This window comes from Corynebacterium sputi DSM 45148, assembly GCF_000427865.1.
GTDB lineage: Bacteria > Actinomycetota > Actinomycetes > Mycobacteriales > Mycobacteriaceae > Corynebacterium > Corynebacterium sputi.
The window spans coordinates 1-19,058 of sequence record NZ_ATYV01000024.1; the positions used below are offsets into that span (position 1 = coordinate 1).

At 62.7% G+C, this 19,058-nt stretch carries 14 protein-coding genes and 1 pseudogene; 8 read left to right on the forward strand and 7 right to left on the reverse strand.

Features of this window, described 5'->3' with window-relative positions:
- The 3 genes and pseudogenes from YWU_RS16565 to YWU_RS18815 all read left to right on the forward strand — a co-directional run.
- A pseudogene (locus YWU_RS16565) lies at positions 1–260 on the forward strand (integrase core domain-containing protein); the annotation flags it as partial.
- A 34-nt stretch (positions 261–294) separates the two neighbouring features.
- A complete protein-coding gene (locus YWU_RS16570) occupies positions 295–1,341 on the forward strand; it encodes an FAD-dependent oxidoreductase (RefSeq protein ID WP_276201926.1) in 1,047 nt (348 codons plus the stop codon).
- 306 nt (positions 1,342–1,647) lie between these two features.
- Positions 1,648–1,773, forward strand: a complete 126-nt coding sequence (locus YWU_RS18815; protein ID WP_276201925.1) for a hypothetical protein — start codon at positions 1,648–1,650, stop codon at positions 1,771–1,773.
- A 46-nt stretch (positions 1,774–1,819) separates the two neighbouring features.
- Here YWU_RS18815 and YWU_RS0111600 read toward each other — a convergent pair whose 3' ends face one another.
- Positions 1,820–2,125: an RNA-binding S4 domain-containing protein gene (locus tag YWU_RS0111600; protein ID WP_027020611.1), complete on the reverse strand. Its 306-nt coding sequence runs from the start codon at positions 2,123–2,125 to the stop codon at positions 1,820–1,822.
- 36 nt (positions 2,126–2,161) lie between these two features.
- Here YWU_RS0111600 and YWU_RS16575 point away from each other — a divergent pair, with 36 nt between their 5' ends.
- On the forward strand, positions 2,162–2,683 hold the full coding sequence (locus YWU_RS16575) for an HPP family protein (protein WP_084142138.1): 522 nt from the start codon (positions 2,162–2,164) through the stop codon (positions 2,681–2,683).
- 22 nt (positions 2,684–2,705) lie between these two features.
- Here the strand turns inward: YWU_RS16575 and YWU_RS0111610 are convergent, their stop codons facing one another.
- The 3 genes from YWU_RS0111610 to gltB form a co-directional block, all read right to left on the reverse strand.
- The gene (locus tag YWU_RS0111610; protein ID WP_338025290.1) at positions 2,706–3,026 is read right to left on the reverse strand and encodes a heavy metal-binding domain-containing protein; all 321 of its coding nucleotides are present in this window, start codon (positions 3,024–3,026) and stop codon (positions 2,706–2,708) included.
- Between the two features lie 182 nt (positions 3,027–3,208).
- Positions 3,209–4,759 (reverse strand): glutamate synthase subunit beta, encoded by a 1,551-nt coding sequence (locus YWU_RS0111615; RefSeq protein WP_027020613.1) that lies wholly within the window; start codon positions 4,757–4,759, stop codon positions 3,209–3,211.
- Entirely contained in the window at positions 4,752–9,290 is a 4,539-nt protein-coding gene (gene gltB, locus YWU_RS0111620) for a glutamate synthase large subunit (protein WP_027020614.1), read from the reverse strand. The genes YWU_RS0111615 and gltB overlap by 8 nt, the downstream gene beginning before the upstream one ends.
- Positions 9,291–9,625: 335 nt before the next feature.
- Between gltB and YWU_RS16580 the strand changes: the two genes are divergently transcribed.
- The 3 genes from YWU_RS16580 to YWU_RS0111635 all read left to right on the forward strand — a co-directional run bounded on the left by YWU_RS16580 (position 9,626) and on the right by YWU_RS0111635 (position 14,370).
- Positions 9,626–10,387, forward strand: a complete 762-nt coding sequence (locus YWU_RS16580; RefSeq protein WP_051260305.1) for an HNH endonuclease family protein — start codon at positions 9,626–9,628, stop codon at positions 10,385–10,387.
- 88 nt (positions 10,388–10,475) lie between these two features.
- Complete coding sequence (locus tag YWU_RS0111630; protein WP_027020615.1) at positions 10,476–12,503, forward strand: acyl-CoA dehydrogenase family protein; 2,028 nt, start codon at positions 10,476–10,478, stop codon at positions 12,501–12,503.
- A gap of 178 nt (positions 12,504–12,681) precedes the next feature.
- On the forward strand, positions 12,682–14,370 hold the full coding sequence (locus YWU_RS0111635) for an AMP-binding protein (RefSeq protein WP_034647785.1): 1,689 nt from the start codon (positions 12,682–12,684) through the stop codon (positions 14,368–14,370).
- Here YWU_RS0111635 and YWU_RS0111640 read toward each other — a convergent pair.
- Both YWU_RS0111640 and YWU_RS0111645 read right to left on the reverse strand, forming a co-directional pair.
- Positions 14,367–14,993 carry an SDR family oxidoreductase gene (locus YWU_RS0111640; protein ID WP_027020617.1) on the reverse strand — a complete coding sequence of 209 codons (627 nt, stop codon included), beginning with the start codon at positions 14,991–14,993 and terminating at the stop codon, positions 14,367–14,369. The two genes, YWU_RS0111635 and YWU_RS0111640, sit on opposite strands and share 4 nt — an antisense overlap.
- A gap of 6 nt (positions 14,994–14,999) precedes the next feature.
- The gene (locus tag YWU_RS0111645) at positions 15,000–15,749 is read right to left on the reverse strand and encodes an SDR family NAD(P)-dependent oxidoreductase (RefSeq protein ID WP_027020618.1); all 750 of its coding nucleotides are present in this window, start codon (positions 15,747–15,749) and stop codon (positions 15,000–15,002) included.
- A 120-nt stretch (positions 15,750–15,869) separates the two neighbouring features.
- Between YWU_RS0111645 and YWU_RS0111650 the strand changes: the two genes are divergently transcribed.
- On the forward strand, positions 15,870–17,894 hold the full coding sequence (locus YWU_RS0111650; protein ID WP_027020619.1) for an oxidoreductase: 2,025 nt from the start codon (positions 15,870–15,872) through the stop codon (positions 17,892–17,894).
- On the opposite strand, the gene YWU_RS16585 is transcribed toward YWU_RS0111650, so the two are convergent.
- The gene (locus tag YWU_RS16585) at positions 17,857–19,053 is read right to left on the reverse strand and encodes an MFS transporter (RefSeq protein ID WP_084142142.1); all 1,197 of its coding nucleotides are present in this window, start codon (positions 19,051–19,053) and stop codon (positions 17,857–17,859) included. The genes YWU_RS0111650 and YWU_RS16585 overlap by 38 nt on opposite strands.
- Positions 19,054–19,058: the final 5 nt, after the last annotated feature.

The window sequence follows — 19,058 nt, forward strand, 5'->3', positions numbered from 1 at the left end:
TCACCCGTCACCGCATGGTCGGATCGATGGGCAAAGTCGGCGCTGCCGGCGATAACGCGGCCATGGAATCGTTCTTCAGCCTGCTCCAGAAGAACGTCCTCGACCGCCGCACTTGGACCCGCCGAGAAGAGCTGCGCATCGCGATCGTGATCTGGATCGAACGGACCTACCATCGGCGCCGTCGCCAACCCCGCCTCGGACGTTTGACCCCGATCGAGTTCGAGGCCATCATGAACACGCCAGCCGCACTGGCTGCGTGACTAGAACCTGTCACCTATCCGTGCAGCAGACCCCATCAACACGTGGGCGCCGTTGCTTGTGCGGGAACGAGACGCCACTGAGCCGATCGCCGCTACCTACGCCGCCGAGGGCACTGATGTGGATTTCGGAAGTGTGACCCGCCAGCTCTTCGAGGATTTCACCCAGCGTGGCGGAAACATCAGCAGGGGCACCGAAGTAATTGACTTGCACCGTGAGACCAACGGCCTGTGGGAAGTGGACACACGCGACCGAAACTCCGGAGCGGTGTCGACACTTCATGCCCGCACAGTGCTCATTGGTGCGGGAGGCTGGACGCTGAAACTGTTGCGGTCAGCTCACGCTCCAGAGGTGCGCGGTTACGGGCTTTTGCCGGTCAGCGGCACGTTTCTGAGTACTACCGCCTCGGAAATTGTGGAGCAGCATCCGGTCAAGGTCTACGGTAAAGCGCCCACAGGTGCCCCACCGATGTCGATGCCCCACCTTGATGCGCGGGTTATTGACGGCAAACCCTCGGTGCTGTTCGGCCCGTTCGCAGGTGCGGTACCGAAATACCTAAAGAACGGGTCGATGCTCGACCTCCCCAAATCGTTGCGCCCAGACAATCTCTGGTCCCTGGCTACGATGAGCGTCAAGAACCTCAGCTTGGTCTCGCTTTTGGTACGAGACCTAATGACATCTCACGCCGGAAAAGTCGAAGCACTCCGAGCCTTCGCGCCCTCGGTACGCGATACCGACTGGCACACCACCGTGGCGGGTCAGCGCGCGCAGATCGTGAAACCTAACGCCAAAGGCCGCGGCGTGCTCCAGTTCGGCACCGAGGTGATTTCCTCAGCCGAAGGCACACTCGCAGGCGTTTTGGGAGCTTCACCAGGAGCATCCACAGCAGTGCCGATAGCTCTCGATATACTCGGCCGGAGCTTCCCAAGCAAGATCGATACGTGGACGAGCGGACTACTGCGCGACTACATCCCTTCGCTGGGTACGGCACTTGCTACCGACGCCAAACGCTCCGAAGAAGTGAAAGCATCCATCACCGCTACACTCAAGCTCAACCAGCCGAATTCCGGGTATCAGGGTTAAAACAATATCGGCGAAGGTGGTGCGATGAGCAGCAGAAGTCACCTGCTACCTACCATAGCCGGTCGAACCGTCACAGCCGCCCAAACCATAGGCACAAGCGCATAGAGCTGCGTGCGTCTTGTGACCGTTCGCAGCGGCTCCGTGGTGCTCTGCGATGAGTTCGGGGCGGAAACGGTCAATGTGGGTACCCAGTTGCGTTGACTACGTCCGAGTGACGGCACGGAATCCTAAGACACTCCGGATAACCGTTTCCACCGGTATGTACGGTCGTAGTAAACGGGTATCCAGAATCGAAATGAGGAATCCATGGGCATCGGCATTTTCCAGATCGTGGTCATAGTCGGGGCAATCGCGTTAGTTCTTGTCATACCCGCGATCTTGCTCGGCATATATCTGGAGCTGAGGAAGAGAAACAGGCACGACGGGAAGTAGCGCCCCACAAATCGGGCGTAGTCCGACTAGGGACACCGCCCGTCCGTTAGAGCTCCAGGTTGCGCCACTTCTCCGGATCGAAATCGTCATCGGCGGTGGCTTCGTCGAAGAAGTCGTCGTCGCCTTCGACATCTTCCGGCTTGGCGACACGGGCTGCGACCCCTGCGACCTCGACAACATCGCCATTGCGCAGCTGGCGGCCGCGGCGGGTGTCGACCTCGCCGTTGACCTTGACCTCACCCTCGGCGATGAGGGACTTACCCAGACCGCCGGTGTCGACAAGGTTCGCCAGCTTCACGAACTGACCGAGACGGATTGACTCATCGCTGATCGCGACATCATAGGGCTCCATGCCATCTAGTGTCCCACAGTCGTAGAGTCGTGCAGTATGTCCGATTCCAGTTCCCGATCACACCGGTTCGACAGGTACCGATCTCACGCCCCTAAGCGCCCGCCGTTCAAGAGCGCGGTGGGCGCAACGGTGCTCCTAGGAATCCCATTGGTGCTGATCGGACTGATGTCGGACCTCAGTGGACTTGTGCTTCTCGTCCCGCCGATTGGAGCCTCCGCGGCTCTGGTCATCGGTGCGCCCGAGTTACCGTTGTCTCAGCCCAGGAACGTCATCCTCGGGCACTTCGCCGGCATCGTCACAGGGATTATCGGCGGGCTGTTGGCCCCGGGTTCACTCGCAGCCGGCGGTATCGCCGGAGCACTCGCATTCTTGATGATGCTGCTCATGCGCTCAGCGCACTCCCCTGGAGTCGCGACCGCAATCATGCTCGTGATGCTGCCGACCTCCACGATTTGGCTGACCTCAATCGAGATCCTCCTGTGCGCTGTCCTGGTCACCCTGGTGTGCTGGTTTATCCACCGGGTCCGTCAAGTCCCCTACCCCGCGTATTGGTGGTGAAAGGGGCAGGAAGGGGACGTCGTTATGCGAGTCGTACTGCAGTTCCCGTTGCTGTCACCATCAACATGCCGTTGTCTGCTCCCAGAACTTCGTAGTCGATGTCGATTCCGACGACTGCATCCGCGCCGACCTGCTGGGCACGGTCGTACAACTCGGCCAATGCGGTCTCGCGGGTGTTCTGCAATTCATTCTCGTAGGCCTGTGCGCGGCCGCCTACCATATTGCGAATGCTCGCACCGAAGTCTTTGAACATGTTGACGCCGGCGACCGCTTCCGAGGAGACGATTCGGATGTACGCGGCGATTTCGCGGCCCTCAACTGTCGGGGTGGTGGTCATGATGATCATGGGTCCCAGAATACGACCGGAAGCGCCAGGCGGCGGTAGTGCTGGCGATACCTTTTGCTCGACCTCCGCACATAGAAAAAGAGCCTGCGAACCGAAGTTCGCAGGCTCTTCCCCATCACGTCCGGAAGCTCCGCCCTGGAGGGCTCAATCTGAAGGGCTCCGCCCCCGGACGCGCCGGACTAGACACCGATGGGCATGTCCGACGGATTGACTGCACGAGGCAGGTTCGTTTCGCCCATCAGCACGCGGTCAACGGCTTCAGCGCAGGCGCGGCCCTCGGAGATCGCCCACACAATGAGCGATGCACCTCGACCGTTATCGCCGGCGATGAAGACCGGACCGTCGAAGCCTCCGAAGGCGGAGGCGGTTTCGGCACGTTCAGCCTGGTAGTCCTCGTCACGGACCAGACGGCCACGCTTGTCGGCCTGCAGACCCAGGTCGTGGACAAGCCCGCCGCGCTCGGGGCCGGTGAAGCCCAGTGCCAGCAGAACCAGGTCAGCGTCGAGGTGGTACTCGGTGCCGGCGACGGGAACGCGCTGTCCGTCGACGACCTCGACCTCGTTCACCGTCAGTCCGGTGACCTTGCCGTCCTCGCCGTGGAACTCCACGGTGTTGGCCGAGAAGAGTCGGTCTGCGAGCGAGGAGCCGGTCTTGCGGTGAGCCAGGCCGAGGCGCTCAGCGAGCTCCTCCGGCTCTTCGCCGGTGACCACGTAGTCGCCTTCTTCGTGGGCAGAGGCGCTGCTCTTGATCAGCGGGAACATCGGCCACGGGGTGACCGGTGAGCGCTTCTCCGGAGCCGGAACGTGGATGTCCAACTGGGTGACACTCTTGGCACCCTGGCGCAGTGCGGTACCGAAGCAGTCGATACCGGTGTCACCGCCACCGATGACGACGACGTTCTTGCCCTTGGCATCGATCGTGTCCTCGTGGCTTTCGCCAGCAGCCTGACGGTTCGCCCAGGGCAGGTACTCCATTGCCTGGTAGATGCCGCTGTGCTTGCGGCCCGGGGCCGGCAGGTCGCGAGCGAGGGTAGCGCCAGTGGCCAGGACCACGGCGTCAAAGCCGGACAGGTCCTTCACCGTCGGCGAGACACCGACGATGAATTCAGTGCCCTCGGCACGCATCTGCTCCAGGCGACGGTCGATGTACTGCGCCTCGAGCTTGTAGTCCGGCACGCCGTAGCGCATCAGACCACCGAGCTTGTCATCACGCTCGAAGACAGTGACGCTGTGGCCGGCACGGGTGAGCTGCTGGGCAGCTGCCAGACCTGCCGGACCGGAGCCAACCACCGCGATGGACTGACCGGTGTCGAAGCTGGCCGGGATCGGCTGAACCCAGCCCTCTTCGAAACCGCGCTCGGCGATGGCGAGCTCGATGTTCTTGATCGTCACTGCGTCATCGTCGATGGCAAGCACGCAACCACCCTCACAAGGTGCCGGGCAGATACGTCCGGTCCATTCGGGGAAGTTGTTGGTGGCGTGGAGGCGGTCGAACGCCTCCTTCCACCGGTCCATGCGGACCAAGTCGTTCCACTCCGGGATGATGTTCGCCAGCGGGCATGCTGCGTGGCAGAACGGCACGCCGCAGTCCATGCAGCGGGACGCCTGCTTCTCGACGGTCGCTGCCGAATCATGCTCGTGGACTTCACGGAAGTCCATCAGTCGCAGCGGGATGGGACGGTGTGCCGGCTCTTCGCGGCGGTGCTTCAGGAATCCTCTTGGATCAGCCATTGTTCACAGCCTCCATGATCGCGGTGTCTACATCGGTGTTCTCTTCTTCGGCCCGCTCGATGACCTTGAGAATGCGGGCGTAGTCGCGCGGCATGACCTTGCGCATGTCGGCGGCGGTGACGGTGGTCTCGGAACCGGTGAACTCCTTGTGGCGTGCGATGGTCGCATCGAGCCACTCGGTCTCTTCCTCGGTGAGGTCCTGGAGGTCGACCAGTTCGGGGTTGACCTTGGCCTCGAGGGTGCCGTCGTTAAGCAGGTAGGCGATGCCACCGGACATACCGGCGGCGAAGTTGCGGCCGACCTTGCCCAGGACGATGGCGTAGCCGCCGGTCATGTACTCACAGCCGTGGTTGCCGATGCCTTCGACAACGGCGGTACAGCCGGAGTTACGGACGAGGAAACGCTCGCCAACGGTGCCGCGGAGGAAGATTTCGCCCTCGGTGGCGCCGAAGCCGATCACGTTGCCGGCGATGACGTCGCTCGCGGCGTCAGCGGTCGGCGGTGCCGAACGGGAAGGCTTGACGATGATCCGACCACCGGACAGTCCCTTACCCACAAAGTCGTTCGCGTCACCTTCCAGGGTGATCTGCAGACCCTTCGGCAAGAATGCACCCATGGAGTTACCGGCAGAACCGGTGAACCTCAGGTCCAGGGAGCCATCCGGCAGTCCTTCAGCGCCGGACAGTTGGGTGACTTCGTAACCAAGCTGCGTCCCGACGGACCGGTCCACGTTCGTAATCGTGTGCTCCAGCGTGACCGGCTCACCGGAGTAGCGCTTTGCCTCCTGGATGAGCTGCTGATCGAGGATGCCATCCAAACCGTGGTCCTGCGTCGTGGTGCAGCGCGGGTCCTGTTCCGGGAAGAACGGGGTCTCCGGCTGAGCCAGAATGCGGGACAGGTCCAGGTGGGAGTCTGCACGCTGCTGGAGGCAGTCGACCTGGCCGATGGCCTCGTCGAGGGTGCGGAAACCGAGGTCAGCGAGGTACTCGCGGACCTGCTCGGCGATGAACACGAAGAAGTTCACTACGTGGTCAGCCTGGCCCTGGTAGCGGGCGCGCAGCTCCGGGTTCTGGGTCGCGATGCCGACCGGGCAGGTGTCCAGGTGGCAGACGCGCATCATGATGCAGCCTTCGACAACCAGCGGAGCCGTCGCGAAGCCGAACTCCTCTGCGCCGAGCAGAGCAGCAACCATGACGTCGCGGCCGGTCTTCATCTGACCATCACACTGCACGCGAATGCGGTCGCGCAGACCGTTCATCATCAGCGTCTGCTGGGTCTCAGCGAGGCCGAGCTCCCAGGGTCCGCCGGCGTGCTTGAGGGAAGTCAGCGGCGATGCACCAGTTCCGCCGTCGTGGCCGGAGATCAGCACGACGTCAGCGTGTGCCTTAGAGACACCCGCAGCGACGGTGCCGACGCCCAGTTCCGAGACCAGCTTCACGTGGATGCGGGCCTTGGGGTTAGCGTTCTTCAGGTCGAAGATCAGCTGCGCCAGGTCCTCGATGGAGTAGATGTCGTGGTGCGGCGGCGGGGAGATCAGGCCCACGCCGGGGGTCGTGACTCGCACTTCAGCGATCCACGGGTAGACCTTGTTCGGCGGGAGCTGGCCGCCCTCACCGGGCTTGGCACCCTGTGCCATCTTGATCTGGATGTCCGTGCAGTTAGCCAGGTAGTGGCTGCTCACACCGAAGCGACCGGAGGCGACCTGCTTGATCGCCGAGCGACGCCAATCGCCATTGGGGTCCGCATCGAAGCGTGCCGGGTCCTCGCCGCCCTCACCGGAGTTCGACATGCCGCCGAGGCGGTTCATGGCGATAGCGAGTGTTTCGTGGGCCTCAGCAGAGATGGAGCCGTAGCTCATCGCGCCGGTAGAGAACCTCTTCACGATGGACTCGACCGGCTCAACCTCATCCAAGGAGATCGACGGGCAGTCGTTGGAGATCTCCATCAGGCCACGCAGGGTTGCCAGACGCTTGGTCTGGTCATCGACCTTATTGGCGTAGTCCTTGAAGATCTCGTAGCTGCCGGTACGGGTGGCGTGCTGGAGTCGGAAGATCGTCTCCGGGTTGAACAGGTGGTACTCACCTTCACGGCGCCACTTGTACTCGCCGCCGAGGTCCAGGTCGCGGTGCGCCTGCTCCTCCGGCCGGGGCAGGAAGGCGCTGCGGTGACGAGACTCGACCGCTTCGGCGATCTCTTCCAGTCCGACACCACCGAGCGGGGAAACCGCACCGGTGAAGTAGTGGTCCAGCAGTTCCTGGGACAGGCCCAGGACGTCTGCCAGCTGAGCACCGCGGTACGACTGCACTGCAGCGATACCCATCTTCGACATCACCTTCAACACGCCGGTAGCGGCGGCGTTGCAGTAGTTGTCGCAGGCCTCATCGAGGGTCAGGTCGCCGAGCTGCTGCTTCATGCGCAGCTCGTCGATGGTCTCAAAGGCCATGTACGGGTTGATGGCGTCTGCACCAAAGCTGATGAGCATTGCCATGTGGTGCACCTCGCGGGCATCACCGGACTCGACGATCAGCGAAACGCGCGAGCGATTGCGGGTCTCCACCAGGTGGTGGTGCACCGCGGAGACCAGCAGCAGCGACGGAATCGGTGCCTGGTACTCGTCCGACTCTCGGTCAGACAGCACGATCATCTTGGCGCCGCGACCGATAGCCTCCTGGACCTCACGGTTGACGCGGTTGATCGCATTGCGCAGACCGCGGCCACCCTGAGCGACCGGGTACAGACCGGAGATCGGCACTGCCTTGAAGTCCGGACGGAATTCGTCCTCTTCACGAAGGCCGATGAGGGTCACCAGATCGTGGTTGTCCAGAATCGGGTGCTTCAGTCGGATCTTGCGGGCTGCCTCAGCCGACGGGTTCAGCACGTCTGCCTCTGCACCGAGCAGAGTGAACATGCTGGTGACGGACTTCTCACGGATGGAGTCCAGCGGCGGGTTGGTGACCTGCGCGAAACGCTGTGAGAAGTAGTCGAACAGCATCCGCGGGCGGTTGGACAGCGCCGCGATCGGGGTGTCCGAACCCATCGAACCGATGCCCTCAGCGCCGGTCAGCGCCATCGGACGGATGATGAGGTCCACGTCTTCCTCGGTGATACCGAAGACACGCTGACGCAGGACCGCACGACGGTGCGGCATGTAGGAGTAGCGGCGCTCCGGAAGATCCTTCATCTCGATCAGTCCATCGCGCACCCACTCCTCGTAAGGACCGGTGACGGCCAACTCAGCCTTGATCTCTTCGTCCTCGACGATGCGACCGGCCTCGGTGTCGACCATGAACATGCGACCCGGCTCGACGCGGGTTCGCTGCACGATCTGCTCCGGGGCGATGTCCAAGACACCAGCCTCAGAAGCCATGACGACCAGACCTTCGTCGGTGACCCAGATGCGGCCCGGACGCAGACCATTTCGGTCCAACACCGCACCGATCTTGGTGCCGTCAGTGAACACGACTGCAGCCGGTCCGTCCCACGGCTCCATCAGGCACGCGTGGTACTCGTAGAAGGCCTTGACCTCCTGCGACAGGGTGTCGTCATGCTCCCATGCCTGGGGGACCATCATGAGGACCGAGTGCGGCAGCGAACGACCGCCAAGGTGCAGAAGCTCCAGGGCCTCGTCGAAACGAGCGGTGTCCGAACCTGCCGGATCGCAGACGGGCAGAACTCGGTCGATAGATCCAAGCACCTCAGAGCGAATCAGTGCCTCACGGGCACGCATCCAGTTCTCGTTGCCACGGACGGTATTGAACTCACCGTTGTGAGCGACCATGCGGTACGGGTGTGCGAGGGGCCATGACGGGAACGTATTCGTCGAGAAGCGGGAGTGCACCACGGCCAGTGCCGAGACCATCTCCGGACGCTGCAGATCCTCGTAGAACTTACCGAGCTGCGGCGTAGTCAGCATGCCCTTGTAGACGATCGTCCGTGCAGACAGCGACGGGAAGTAGACGGTATCGCCACCGATGCCTTCACCTGCACCGCGAGCGCCGAGCTCACGCTCGCAGCGCTTACGGACAAACCAGACCTTCCGATCCAGATCGATGCCGGACAGTGCCTTGCCCTTGCGATCCTTCGCAGACATGAATACCTGGCGGAACTGCGGCATGGCGTCCTTGGCCATGGAACCGAGCGACGATGCGTCGATCGGAACGTCGCGCCAAGCGAGGATTTCCACGCCTTCTTCAGCGCAGATATCTTCGACCGCGCGGATCGCGTCCAGGACAGCCATTCGGCTTTGTGGCAGGAATGCGATACCGGTGGCATACTCGCCGGCGTCAGGGAGAAGGACTCCCTCGCGCGACAGTTCAGTGCGGTAGAACGTATCCGGAATCTGCAGGAGAATGCCGGCACCGTCGCCGGTGGAATCCTCCGCACCCGCTGCACCTCGATGGTCGAGGTTAACGAGTGCACGAATGGCATGGTCCACGATCGCGCGGCTGGGGCGACCGTGGATGTCGGCTACGAATGCGACGCCGCAGGCGTCGTGTTCCTGTGCGGGGTCGTACAGGCCGGTGGTCAACATGGGTGAGCCCTCCCTTTCTCTCGGGTGTGACTTTTCAACAATCAACGAAACCACTTGGAACAGCGAATAATTGAATCCGGAAAACTGCAGGTGAGAGGGGCGCTGTGTTTTATGACACAGTGGCGAGAGACTAATGCACGGGTGCGAAAACGTTACGAAACGCACCTGAAACACACCAGTTGTTCGATGCGGTGGAGGCTTATGTCGTTAGCCTCAATATGGTCATGGGCATGCCTTACCCGCCCAACCGGACGTCGACCCGGTTCCAGAGCACAGTCCCGAACCACCACAGTCCACGGGGACACAACCGCAAAGGGCGGAATCAGCCCAAATATGTGACGTACCTGAAAGTGATCTTGAGCATCGCCATCATCGTCGCGGTGGTCGTCGGCGCATATGTGGCATACCGGGATGGGGAAGATGGTTTCCCGGCGAACTGGCCTTCTGCGGCTCCAGAAGACGAGGCGCTGGACGAGATCTTCGCGTGGCACGAACAGATGGACATTGCACCCCAGGGATCCCAAGACGGTTATGACCGGGATCTCTTCGGCCCCGCCTGGGCAGACACAACGGACACCGTGTTTGGCGGCAATGGGTGCGATACCCGAAATGACATCCTGATCAGAGATCTCACCGACATCACCTTCCGTGACGACGATCCTGGCTGCACCGTGGCAACCGGAGTCCTCGACGACCCGTACACCGGCCGAGTCATCGAGTTCACCCGTGGCGCGGCGACCTCGCATGCAGTTCAGATCGACCATGTGGTGTCACTGTCTAATGCATGGAAGACAGGCGCCCGGTACCTCAGCGAGGATGATCGACGCGCCCTGTCCAATGATCCGCTCAATCTGCTTGCCTCCGACGGACCAGCCAACATGGGCAAGAGCGATAAGGATGCCGCAGAGTGGCTCCCGGCGAACGAGGCATTCCATTGCCAGTTCGCTGCTCGTCAGGTGGCAGTGAAGCACCGATACCAACTGTGGGCCACGCCAGAAGAGCACGGGGCGCTGTGGCAGTCCCTGAATACGTGCCAGGATGCAGACCTTCCGTCGCTGGCACGACTGGTTGAGGGGCGCGAGGCTGGGCGCGCGTAATCCTGGCAGCGCCGCCACCGCCGAACACTAATGAAACTATTAGAAATTGCACGTGTGGCGCACATAACACCGCGGGTAGAGTGTGATCATGGAAAGCAACGACCAGATCAGTGCCAGCCGCCCGCAGACTCTGCCGTCGACGCCGGAGCCCGCAGCCGCGAAAGACATCCAGAAAGTCCTCGACGGGCGCTGGTGGGAGACCCGCAACAGGCTCCGTGAAGAACTAAACGACCCGAGCTACCGACCGGCATACGATCTGCCGCTCGAGGAAGCTCGCGAGCTCATGGTGGAGCGCCTGGAACGCATTCGCGACACCGGCCTTCCGCAAGGTGTGTTCTCCAAGGAGCACGGTGGCAGCGGAGACATCGGAGCAACCCTCACCGGCATGGAGATGGTTGGCCACGCTGACCTCTCTACGATGGTCAAGGCCGGGGTCCAGTGGGGCTTGTGGGGAGGCGCCGTTGACGCGCTGGGTACCGAACGCCACGGCAAGTACGTGGAACAGATCATCAACCTCGACCTCCTCGGTTGCTTCGCCATGACTGAGCGCGGCCACGGTTCGGACGTGCAGAGCCTGGAAACCACTGCCACCTACGACAAGGACACCCAGGAATTCATCGTCCACTCCCCCGTCGAATCCGCGCAGAAATGCTACATCGGCAACGCCGCCAAGCACGGCCGGATGGCTGCGGTGTTCGCCCAGCTCCACACCCCTGACGAGAACGGCGAGCCCGGCGAATCCCATGGCGTTCACTGCCTGATCGTCCCGATCCGAGATGAAGACGGCAATCCCGCACCCGGCGTCACCATCGGCGACCACGGCCTCAAGGCCGGCCTGCTGGGAGTGGACAACGGAACCCTGCTCTTCGACAACGTCCGCGTCCCCCGCACCGCTCTGCTGAACCGCTTTGGCGACGTCAGCGAGGACGGCGAGTACTCCTCCCCCATCGACTCGAAGAACCGACGCTTCTTCACGATGCTCGGCACCCTAATCCGCGGCCGCATTTCCGTCGGTGCAGCCTCCGGAGCCGCAACCCGATCCTCACTGACGATCGCCACCAGGTACGCGATGCGCCGTCGTCAGTTCGAAGGCGCACCGGGCGATGAGAAGCATCTGATGCAGCACCGCCAGCACCGTCTCCGCCTGATTCCTCGCATCGCCCGCTCCTACGCACTTGCTCTCCTGCAGAACAAAGTCATTGAGGAACTGTCTGATCAGAATGAACAGATGGTTGCAGGTGGATGGGACATCGCGACGCCGACTGAGGATCAGCAGTGGCGCCAGCGCGAGATGGAATCCCGCGCCGCCGCCGTGAAGGTCGCCTCCTCCGCCCATGCCACCGACACCATTCAGGAATGTCGAGAGGCCTGCGGTGGCGCCGGATACATGTCCGAGAACCTGATCTGCGTGCACAAAGCAGACTCGGACATCTTCACCACCTTCGAAGGTGACAACACCGTGCTGATCCAGATGGTCGGCAAAGAGGTCATGACCGCCTACGCCCGTGACATGCAGGATCTGAACCCGATGGACATGGTCCGGTTCGGCTTCGACAACGTCACCGACTTGCTGCGTAGCCGCACCCCGGTCGCCACGGCAGTGCAGTCTCTGCGAGACCGCGTCGTCGACCGCGACGAGGAGTCAATGTTCGACCCGGCGTACCAGCTCTACTTGCTGGAAGAGCGCCAGGAGAACCTGATGCGTTCGCTCGGCCGTCGACTTCGCCCGGCTCGGAAGATGGAGATTGAAGACGCCGTCAAGGTCGTCGATGGCGCCCAGGACCACCTCATCGCTGTGGCATGGTGCCGCATCGATGCGCTGCTGCTTGCCGCCCTTATCGAGGCCGAGGAGAAGATGCCGGAGGGCACCGCCCGCACCGTCTTCAACCAGGTCCGAAACCTGTTCGCGATGACGACCATCGGAGCTAACTCTGACTGGTACCAGGAGCAGAACCTGCTCACCGCTACCCGGTCGAAGACGACCCGTGCCGCGGTCAACGACCTGGTTGATTCCCTGGGGCCGTGGGCCAACGTCCTGGTCGACTCCTTCGCCATCCCTGATGCGCTGGTGGATGTCCCCATGCTCAACGACGCGGGGGTGGACCCGAAAAAGTAATCGCTGACTGTTTTTAGCGTTCTCTAATCAATATGCGCCGCTCCAGAGCCTCTCTGGGGTGGCGCTATTGACGTTCCGCAGGTGGCTAACACTATTTTCCGATAAAACCGTAACATTTTCACCCCCCAAGGCGGTTAGATACGTTGACGTAGGAAACCAACCCTGGAGGAACCGTCAAGTGAAGTCCGAAGTGAACGTCGCCCCGTACATCCCGCTTCCCGATCAGCTAAAGGCAATTAAGCAAACAGCCAAGCCGCTAATTGAATCTGGGGCTCTCTGGATGGCGCCGAAGCACGCTCCGAAGTTCGCGGAACTGATGGCACGGTGGAAGTTCGCTGTTGCGGGCCTGATCTGGTTCAGTGCGGTGCGCTATCCCAACCGACTCGCGTTGGTCGATGACGAGGGTGAACTGACCTACACCGAACTGCGTGACCGTGCCTTCGCGCTGTCCCGGTCGATGATGGATCGCGGCATGACCGAGCAGTCCGCATTCGGCGTCATCGCCCGCAATGGCCGCGGAATTATCCTCCCGATGGCGATGAAGGGGTACGTCGGCGCCGAGATCATGCTGATGAACATCGGTTCTTCACCGGAGCAGATCGAAGGCCTCATCGAGCAGAACGACGTCAAGTACCTGTTCATCGACGAGGAGTTCCTCCCGCAGCTCCCAGAGAACCAGGGTGACTGCAAGATCGTCGTGTCCCACTTGGAGAACCCGGACGACCGCTCGGGTCTGCCGGAGGGTGCGCTGGTTATGTCTGACCTGGTCGAAGAGGGCCTGCGCTCGGAGACGAAGCTCCCGCGGCGTCCGAAGCAGGGGCGGATCATCATCATGTCTTCGGGCACGACTGGCCTACCCAAGGGCATCCTTCGTGATGAGCCGAAGACCCCGTCGACCCTTGGTGCCATCGCGGATCGCATCCCGTGGCGTCGCAATATGGTTGTGCACCAGTCCGCGTCGATGTTCCACGCCTGGGGTTGGGCGAACGTCATCATTGCCATGGTCACCGGAGCCACGCTGGTCACCCAGCGCCACAACGACAGCGACCGTTTTGTGGAGCTGTGCGAGCGCTACCGCGTCAACGGACTGGTGTCTGCCGCTGTGTGGCTGCAGAAGTTCAAGGACGGCCTGGACAAGCGCCCCGATGCGAAGGTTGGCCCGTTCAACTTCATCGTGACCTCCGGAAATGCCACCCCGCCGTGGCTCGTGCAGTACCTGACCCGCAAGTTCGGTCCGGTCGTGTGCAACTTCTACGGTTCCACCGAAGCTGGCGCGACGACCATCGCTACCGGCCCGGAAATGGCCCGCAACCCCGAAACTGCCGGCCGCCCTGTCATCGGTGCGCAGGTGGTCATTCTCGATGACAACAACAATCCGGTACCGGCCGGCCAGATCGGCCGTATCCACACGGTTCAGGAGCTCTCGTTCAACGGATATCTGTCGGAGAAGGACAAGTTCCGCACTGTCGAGGGCAGGTACGAGATCGGGGATCTCGGGCGCATCGACGAGGACGGCTACCTGTACATCTGCGGCCGCTCTGACGACATGATTATTCGTGGTGGCGAGAACGTCTTCCCCCGAGAGGTTGAGGAGTTCGTCAGCCCGCTGGAGGGTGTCTACGACGTGTTTGCACGCGGCGTCGACACTGACGAGGTCATCGCAGGACTGCACCTTTATGTCGTCCGCACGGACAACGAAGCCGGCCAGGCCCTGACTGATGAGTCTCTCAAGGAAGCCGTCGCCGGCTCCCTGGCCTCCTGGTCAGTGCCGGACGAGGTCATCTTCGTCGATGAGCTCCCGCGCAACGCCGCCGGCAAGGTTGTGCCGCGTTACCTCGACGCGAAACTCCGCGGCGAGCAGGTCTAAGAGACCACTGGCCGCACCGTAATCTCCTCGACCGTGCATTCTGCGGTCGCGTCGACCACGGTGCGCACAGCCGCCGCGATGGATTCGGGGCGGACGTAAAGGGAACCGTCGTACTGCGGGTTCGCTTGGATCTGCTCCTGCATCTCCGTGTCGACCTTGCCCGGGTGCACGGCGGACACCCGCACCTTGCCGCGTTCTTCCTCGCGCAGCGCCATGGTTAGCGCGCGCAGAGCGAATTTCGTGCCGGAGTACATCGACTGCCCGGGCCCGGAGGTATATCCGGATCCGGAGTTGATCATCACGATCTGCCCGGATGCTGACCGCAGCGCAGGCAGCAGCAGGCGGGTTAGGTCCGCGACAGCAAAGACGTTGATCTCAAAGATCTCGCGCCACCGGTCTCGCCCGGCGCTGTCAACTGGCGCTGCGTCGTACAGCCCGGCGTTGTGGACCAGTACGTCTAAGCGCTCCAAACCCAGCTTGCCGACGGCCTCATCCACAGCCCCCTCATCTGCCAGATCACAAGCCGCCGATGACCATCGGATGACGTGGTGGTCGCGGGCCAGATCATCCGCGATCGCCTTCCCGATCCCTCGGGAGGCTCCGGTGACGAGTGCGGTCTTCATGAGTGACTACCTGCCGCAATTCGGCTTTGCGCCGCCGGCCTGGTCAATCGGGGTGACCTGGAGGAAATCCAGGTTCACGTGCGGCGGACGGGTTGCCACGAAGGTGACGATCTCGGCAATGTCATCGGCGGAGAGGGACTCCACGCCTTCGTAGACTGCTGCGGCGGCAGCCTCGTCGCCCAGGCGGACCAGGGAGAACTCCGTGGAGACGCGACCCGGGTCAATCTCGGTAACGCGGACGCCTTCTGCGGCGACTTCCTGGCGCAAGACCTCGGTCATCGCTCGCTCAGCATGCTTCGCAGCGTTGTAACCGGCACCGCCGGTGTAGACCTGACGGGCCGCGATGGAGCCGATGTTGATGACGGCGCCTTTGGCGCCCTTAACGTCGGGAAGCAATGCTCGGGTGACCCGCAGGGCGCCGAGCACGTTGACCTCGTACATCCAGCGCCAGTTGTCCTCCACCGCGCCCTCAATGGACTCCATGCCTTTGGCGCCGCCAGCGTTGTTCACCAGCACGTCCACCGGGTTGTCTCCGAGCTGGGCTGCAAGCGCGTCCACATCCGCCTGGGACGTGACGTCCAGCTGCACGACGGTGGCGACACCGCCAGCGTTACGGATCTCCGCAGCAACGGCCTCTAGGCGGTCGACGCGGCGAGCACCCAGATACACCTCGAATCCCGCTGCGGCGAGGTGACGTGCGGTGGCTGCGCCGATCCCTGAGGAGGCTCCGGTGACAACTGCGATGCGATTAGTCATGACAGAAACCGTACTCATTCGACGCGAACCCTCAATTCGCGGGCTTAGTTCACTTCAGCTACACACCAGAGACCTGGGCAAAATTCGGACACGACGGTTATTAGTTGAGATAATCATCACATGAAACAGCCCCGCCCATTCCCCCACCTCACCTCTCCCCTTGACGTGGGTCCGCTCACCCTCCGGAACCGTCTTGTCATGGGTTCGATGCACTCGGGCCTGGAAGACCACGCGAAGGACATCCCCAAGCTCGCAGCGTATCTCGGCCGTCGCGCCGAGGGCGGCACCGGACTCCTGGTCACCGGCGGATATGCCCCCAACATCGAAGGCTGGTTGCTTCCGGCCGGCTCAACGATGGCCACCGCCCGCACCGCCGACAATCACCGCGCCGTCACTGATGCGGTTCACGAACACGGATCACACATCGTGCTGCAGTTGCTGCACTCAGGTCGCTACGGGTATCACCCGTTGGTCCGTTCGGCGGACTCGTCAAAGTCTCCGATCAGCCCGTTCAAGGCCCGTCGCATGGCCGGATGGGACATCAAGCGCACGATCGGCGCCTACGTCCGTGCCGCGAAACTGGCCAAGCGCGCCGGCTACGACGGCATCGAAATCATGGGCTCGGAGGGCTACCTCCTCAACCAGTTCCTCGCTGAGCGCACTAACCACCGCTCTGACAACTGGGGCGGCTCTGCTGAAAAGCGGATGACTCTGCCCGTCGAGGTTGTCCGTCGCATCCGCGAAGCAGTCGGCCCGGACTTCCTGTTGCAGTACCGCATCTCCCTCATTGACCTGGTCGAGGGCGGCCAGACCTGGTCAGAGACCACTGACCTGGCACACCGCCTCGTCGACGCCGGTGTCGATATCTTCAACACTGGCATCGGCTGGCACGAGGCGCGGGTTCCCACCATCGTGACCTCCGTCCCGCGGGCAGCGTTCGCAGACCTGTCCAAGCGCCTCAAGCAGGAGGTCGACATCCCGGTGTGTGCCTCCAACCGCATCAACGACCCGAACACCGCGGAGGACCTCCTGGCCAATGGCAGCGCGGATCTGGTCTCAATGGCCCGTCCGCTGCTGGCCGACCCGGACTTCCTCAACAAGTCTGCCGCCGGCCGCTCTGACGAAATCAACACCTGCATCGGCTGCAACCAGGCCTGCCTAGACCACACCTTCAAGAACAAGCGCGCCACCTGCCTGGTCAACCCGAAGGCCGCCTACGAAACCGAGCTGCTCCCGACGCCCCGCTGGATCACCGGCTCCCGCTCCATTGCCGTCGTCGGTGCAGGAGTCGCTGGCCTGTCCTACGCGGAAACCGCCGCCGAGCGCGGACACAATGTCGAGATCTTCGAATCCAAGGACGCCATTGGCGGTCAGTTCCTGCTGGCCGCGAAAGTCCCAGGCAAGGAGGACTACGCAGAGACACTGCGCTACTTCCAGCGCCGCATGGAGGTTCTCGGGGTGAAGGTGCATCTGGGTGTGGATGCAGACGTCGGGAAGCTGCTGGAATCCTTTGACCACGTGGAGGTCGCCTCCGGTGTGACTCCGCGTATTCCGGAGATCGAAGGAATCAACCACCCTAAGGTCGTGCTGTACGACGAACTGCTCTCCGGCGCCCGCACCGCCGGCGAGCGCGTGGCTGTGATGGGTGCCGGCGGAATCGGAGTGGATGTCTCCGAGTTCCTCACTCGCGAGCCGAACATGTCGATCGAGGAGTGGAAGAAAGTATGGGGCATCGGCGATCCGGCCGAGCACCGCGGCGGTCTGACCGACCCGGTCGACGAAGACTCCGGCCGTGAAGTGCACCTGCTGCAGCGCAAGGACACCCCAATCGGCAAGGGTCTTGGCAAGACCACCGGCTGGGTGCACCGCGCGGAGCTGAAGAAGGCCGGCGTGATTAAGCACATCGGTGTGACCTACCGGAAGATCGACGACGCTGGCCTGCACATCACGGAGGACGGAGTGGAGAAGATCCTGGACGTGGACACCATCGTGGTGTGCACCGGCCAGGAGTCGAACCTCACCTCACTGGGCGATGTCCCCCGCGATCATCCGCGCATCAGCGTGGTCGGTGGCGCGGACGTTGCCGCAGAGCTCGATGCCAAGCGCGCTATCCGTCAGTCCGTGGAGGATGCACTGGTGGTGTAGCAGCCCTTAGCATCGCCACCATCCCGATCAGCGGCCCTGGCAGGAGGAGCAAAAACGCCCACTGCCAGGAGGTGGCTTCCGCCAGAAGTGACACTGCCTGAATAGAGATGACCGTCGCCAGAAACCCTGCGGCCGTCTGCAGGGTCAGGGCCGTCCCCACACCGGAGGCGGGCACGTTGTCGCTCAAGGCCGTGGAGAACATCCCCGAATCCGCGATGACCACCGCGCCCCACAGGCAGCACAGGGCTACGACCAGCGGCCCGGGCATAAGGAACATCGCTGGCGAGACCGCACACAAGACACAACTGACGGCGAGCACGATGCCTGCGCTGCGCTCGCGTCCAGACCGGTCTGCGGCCTTGCCACCCAGGTACGCACCCAGTGCGCCGAAGAGACCGATGGCGATGAATGAGGTCAGCTCCGCATTGACCACGGGCACCGCGGCTAAGAACAGAGGCAGCCAGGCCCAGAAGGCGTACAGCTCCCACATGTGTCCGATGTAGCCAAAGTTGATGAGCCTGGGGCGCCGCAGCCGGAATCCAGTGAACGCGTCAGCCAACCGCAGCTTTCCCGTCGAGGCTGGCGCATTCGGGCCGTCCCGGACGAAGAGGACAGCGACCAGCGCAGCCACCAGCGCGAACGACGCCGCCGTCACCATCACCCACCGCCACGGCAACGGCAGCGTCGCACGGATGAGCAGCGGCATTGCCGACCCGATGGTCAGGCAGGCGATAAGAACGCCAAATGCTCGCGCCTTCGTTGTGGGTGATGCCCACTCCGCGACGACTTTCATCCCGACGGGGTAGATCCCCGCAAGAAAGACACCAGTGAGAAACCGAAGTAGCAGGAACGCGGAGTACGTATCGGTGACCGCGGTGCCTAGCGTGCACGCTGCGGCCCCGAGTCCACTGATCGCGATGAGATACCGGGGCGCCACTCGGTCCGCGAGCCTGAACAGGGCAGACAAAACCGCACCCACAACGAATCCGCCCTGCACCACCACCGTCATCCACCCGACTTCGCTGGTGGAGAGCCCCATCTCCTCTTGAAGCGATGGTGCCACTGCAGTGGTTGTGAACCAGACGGACAGGCCGAACACCTGGATGGCGGCAACCAAGCCCAACTGGACCTGCGCGCGTGCCAAGGGGGATCCGACCATGCCCG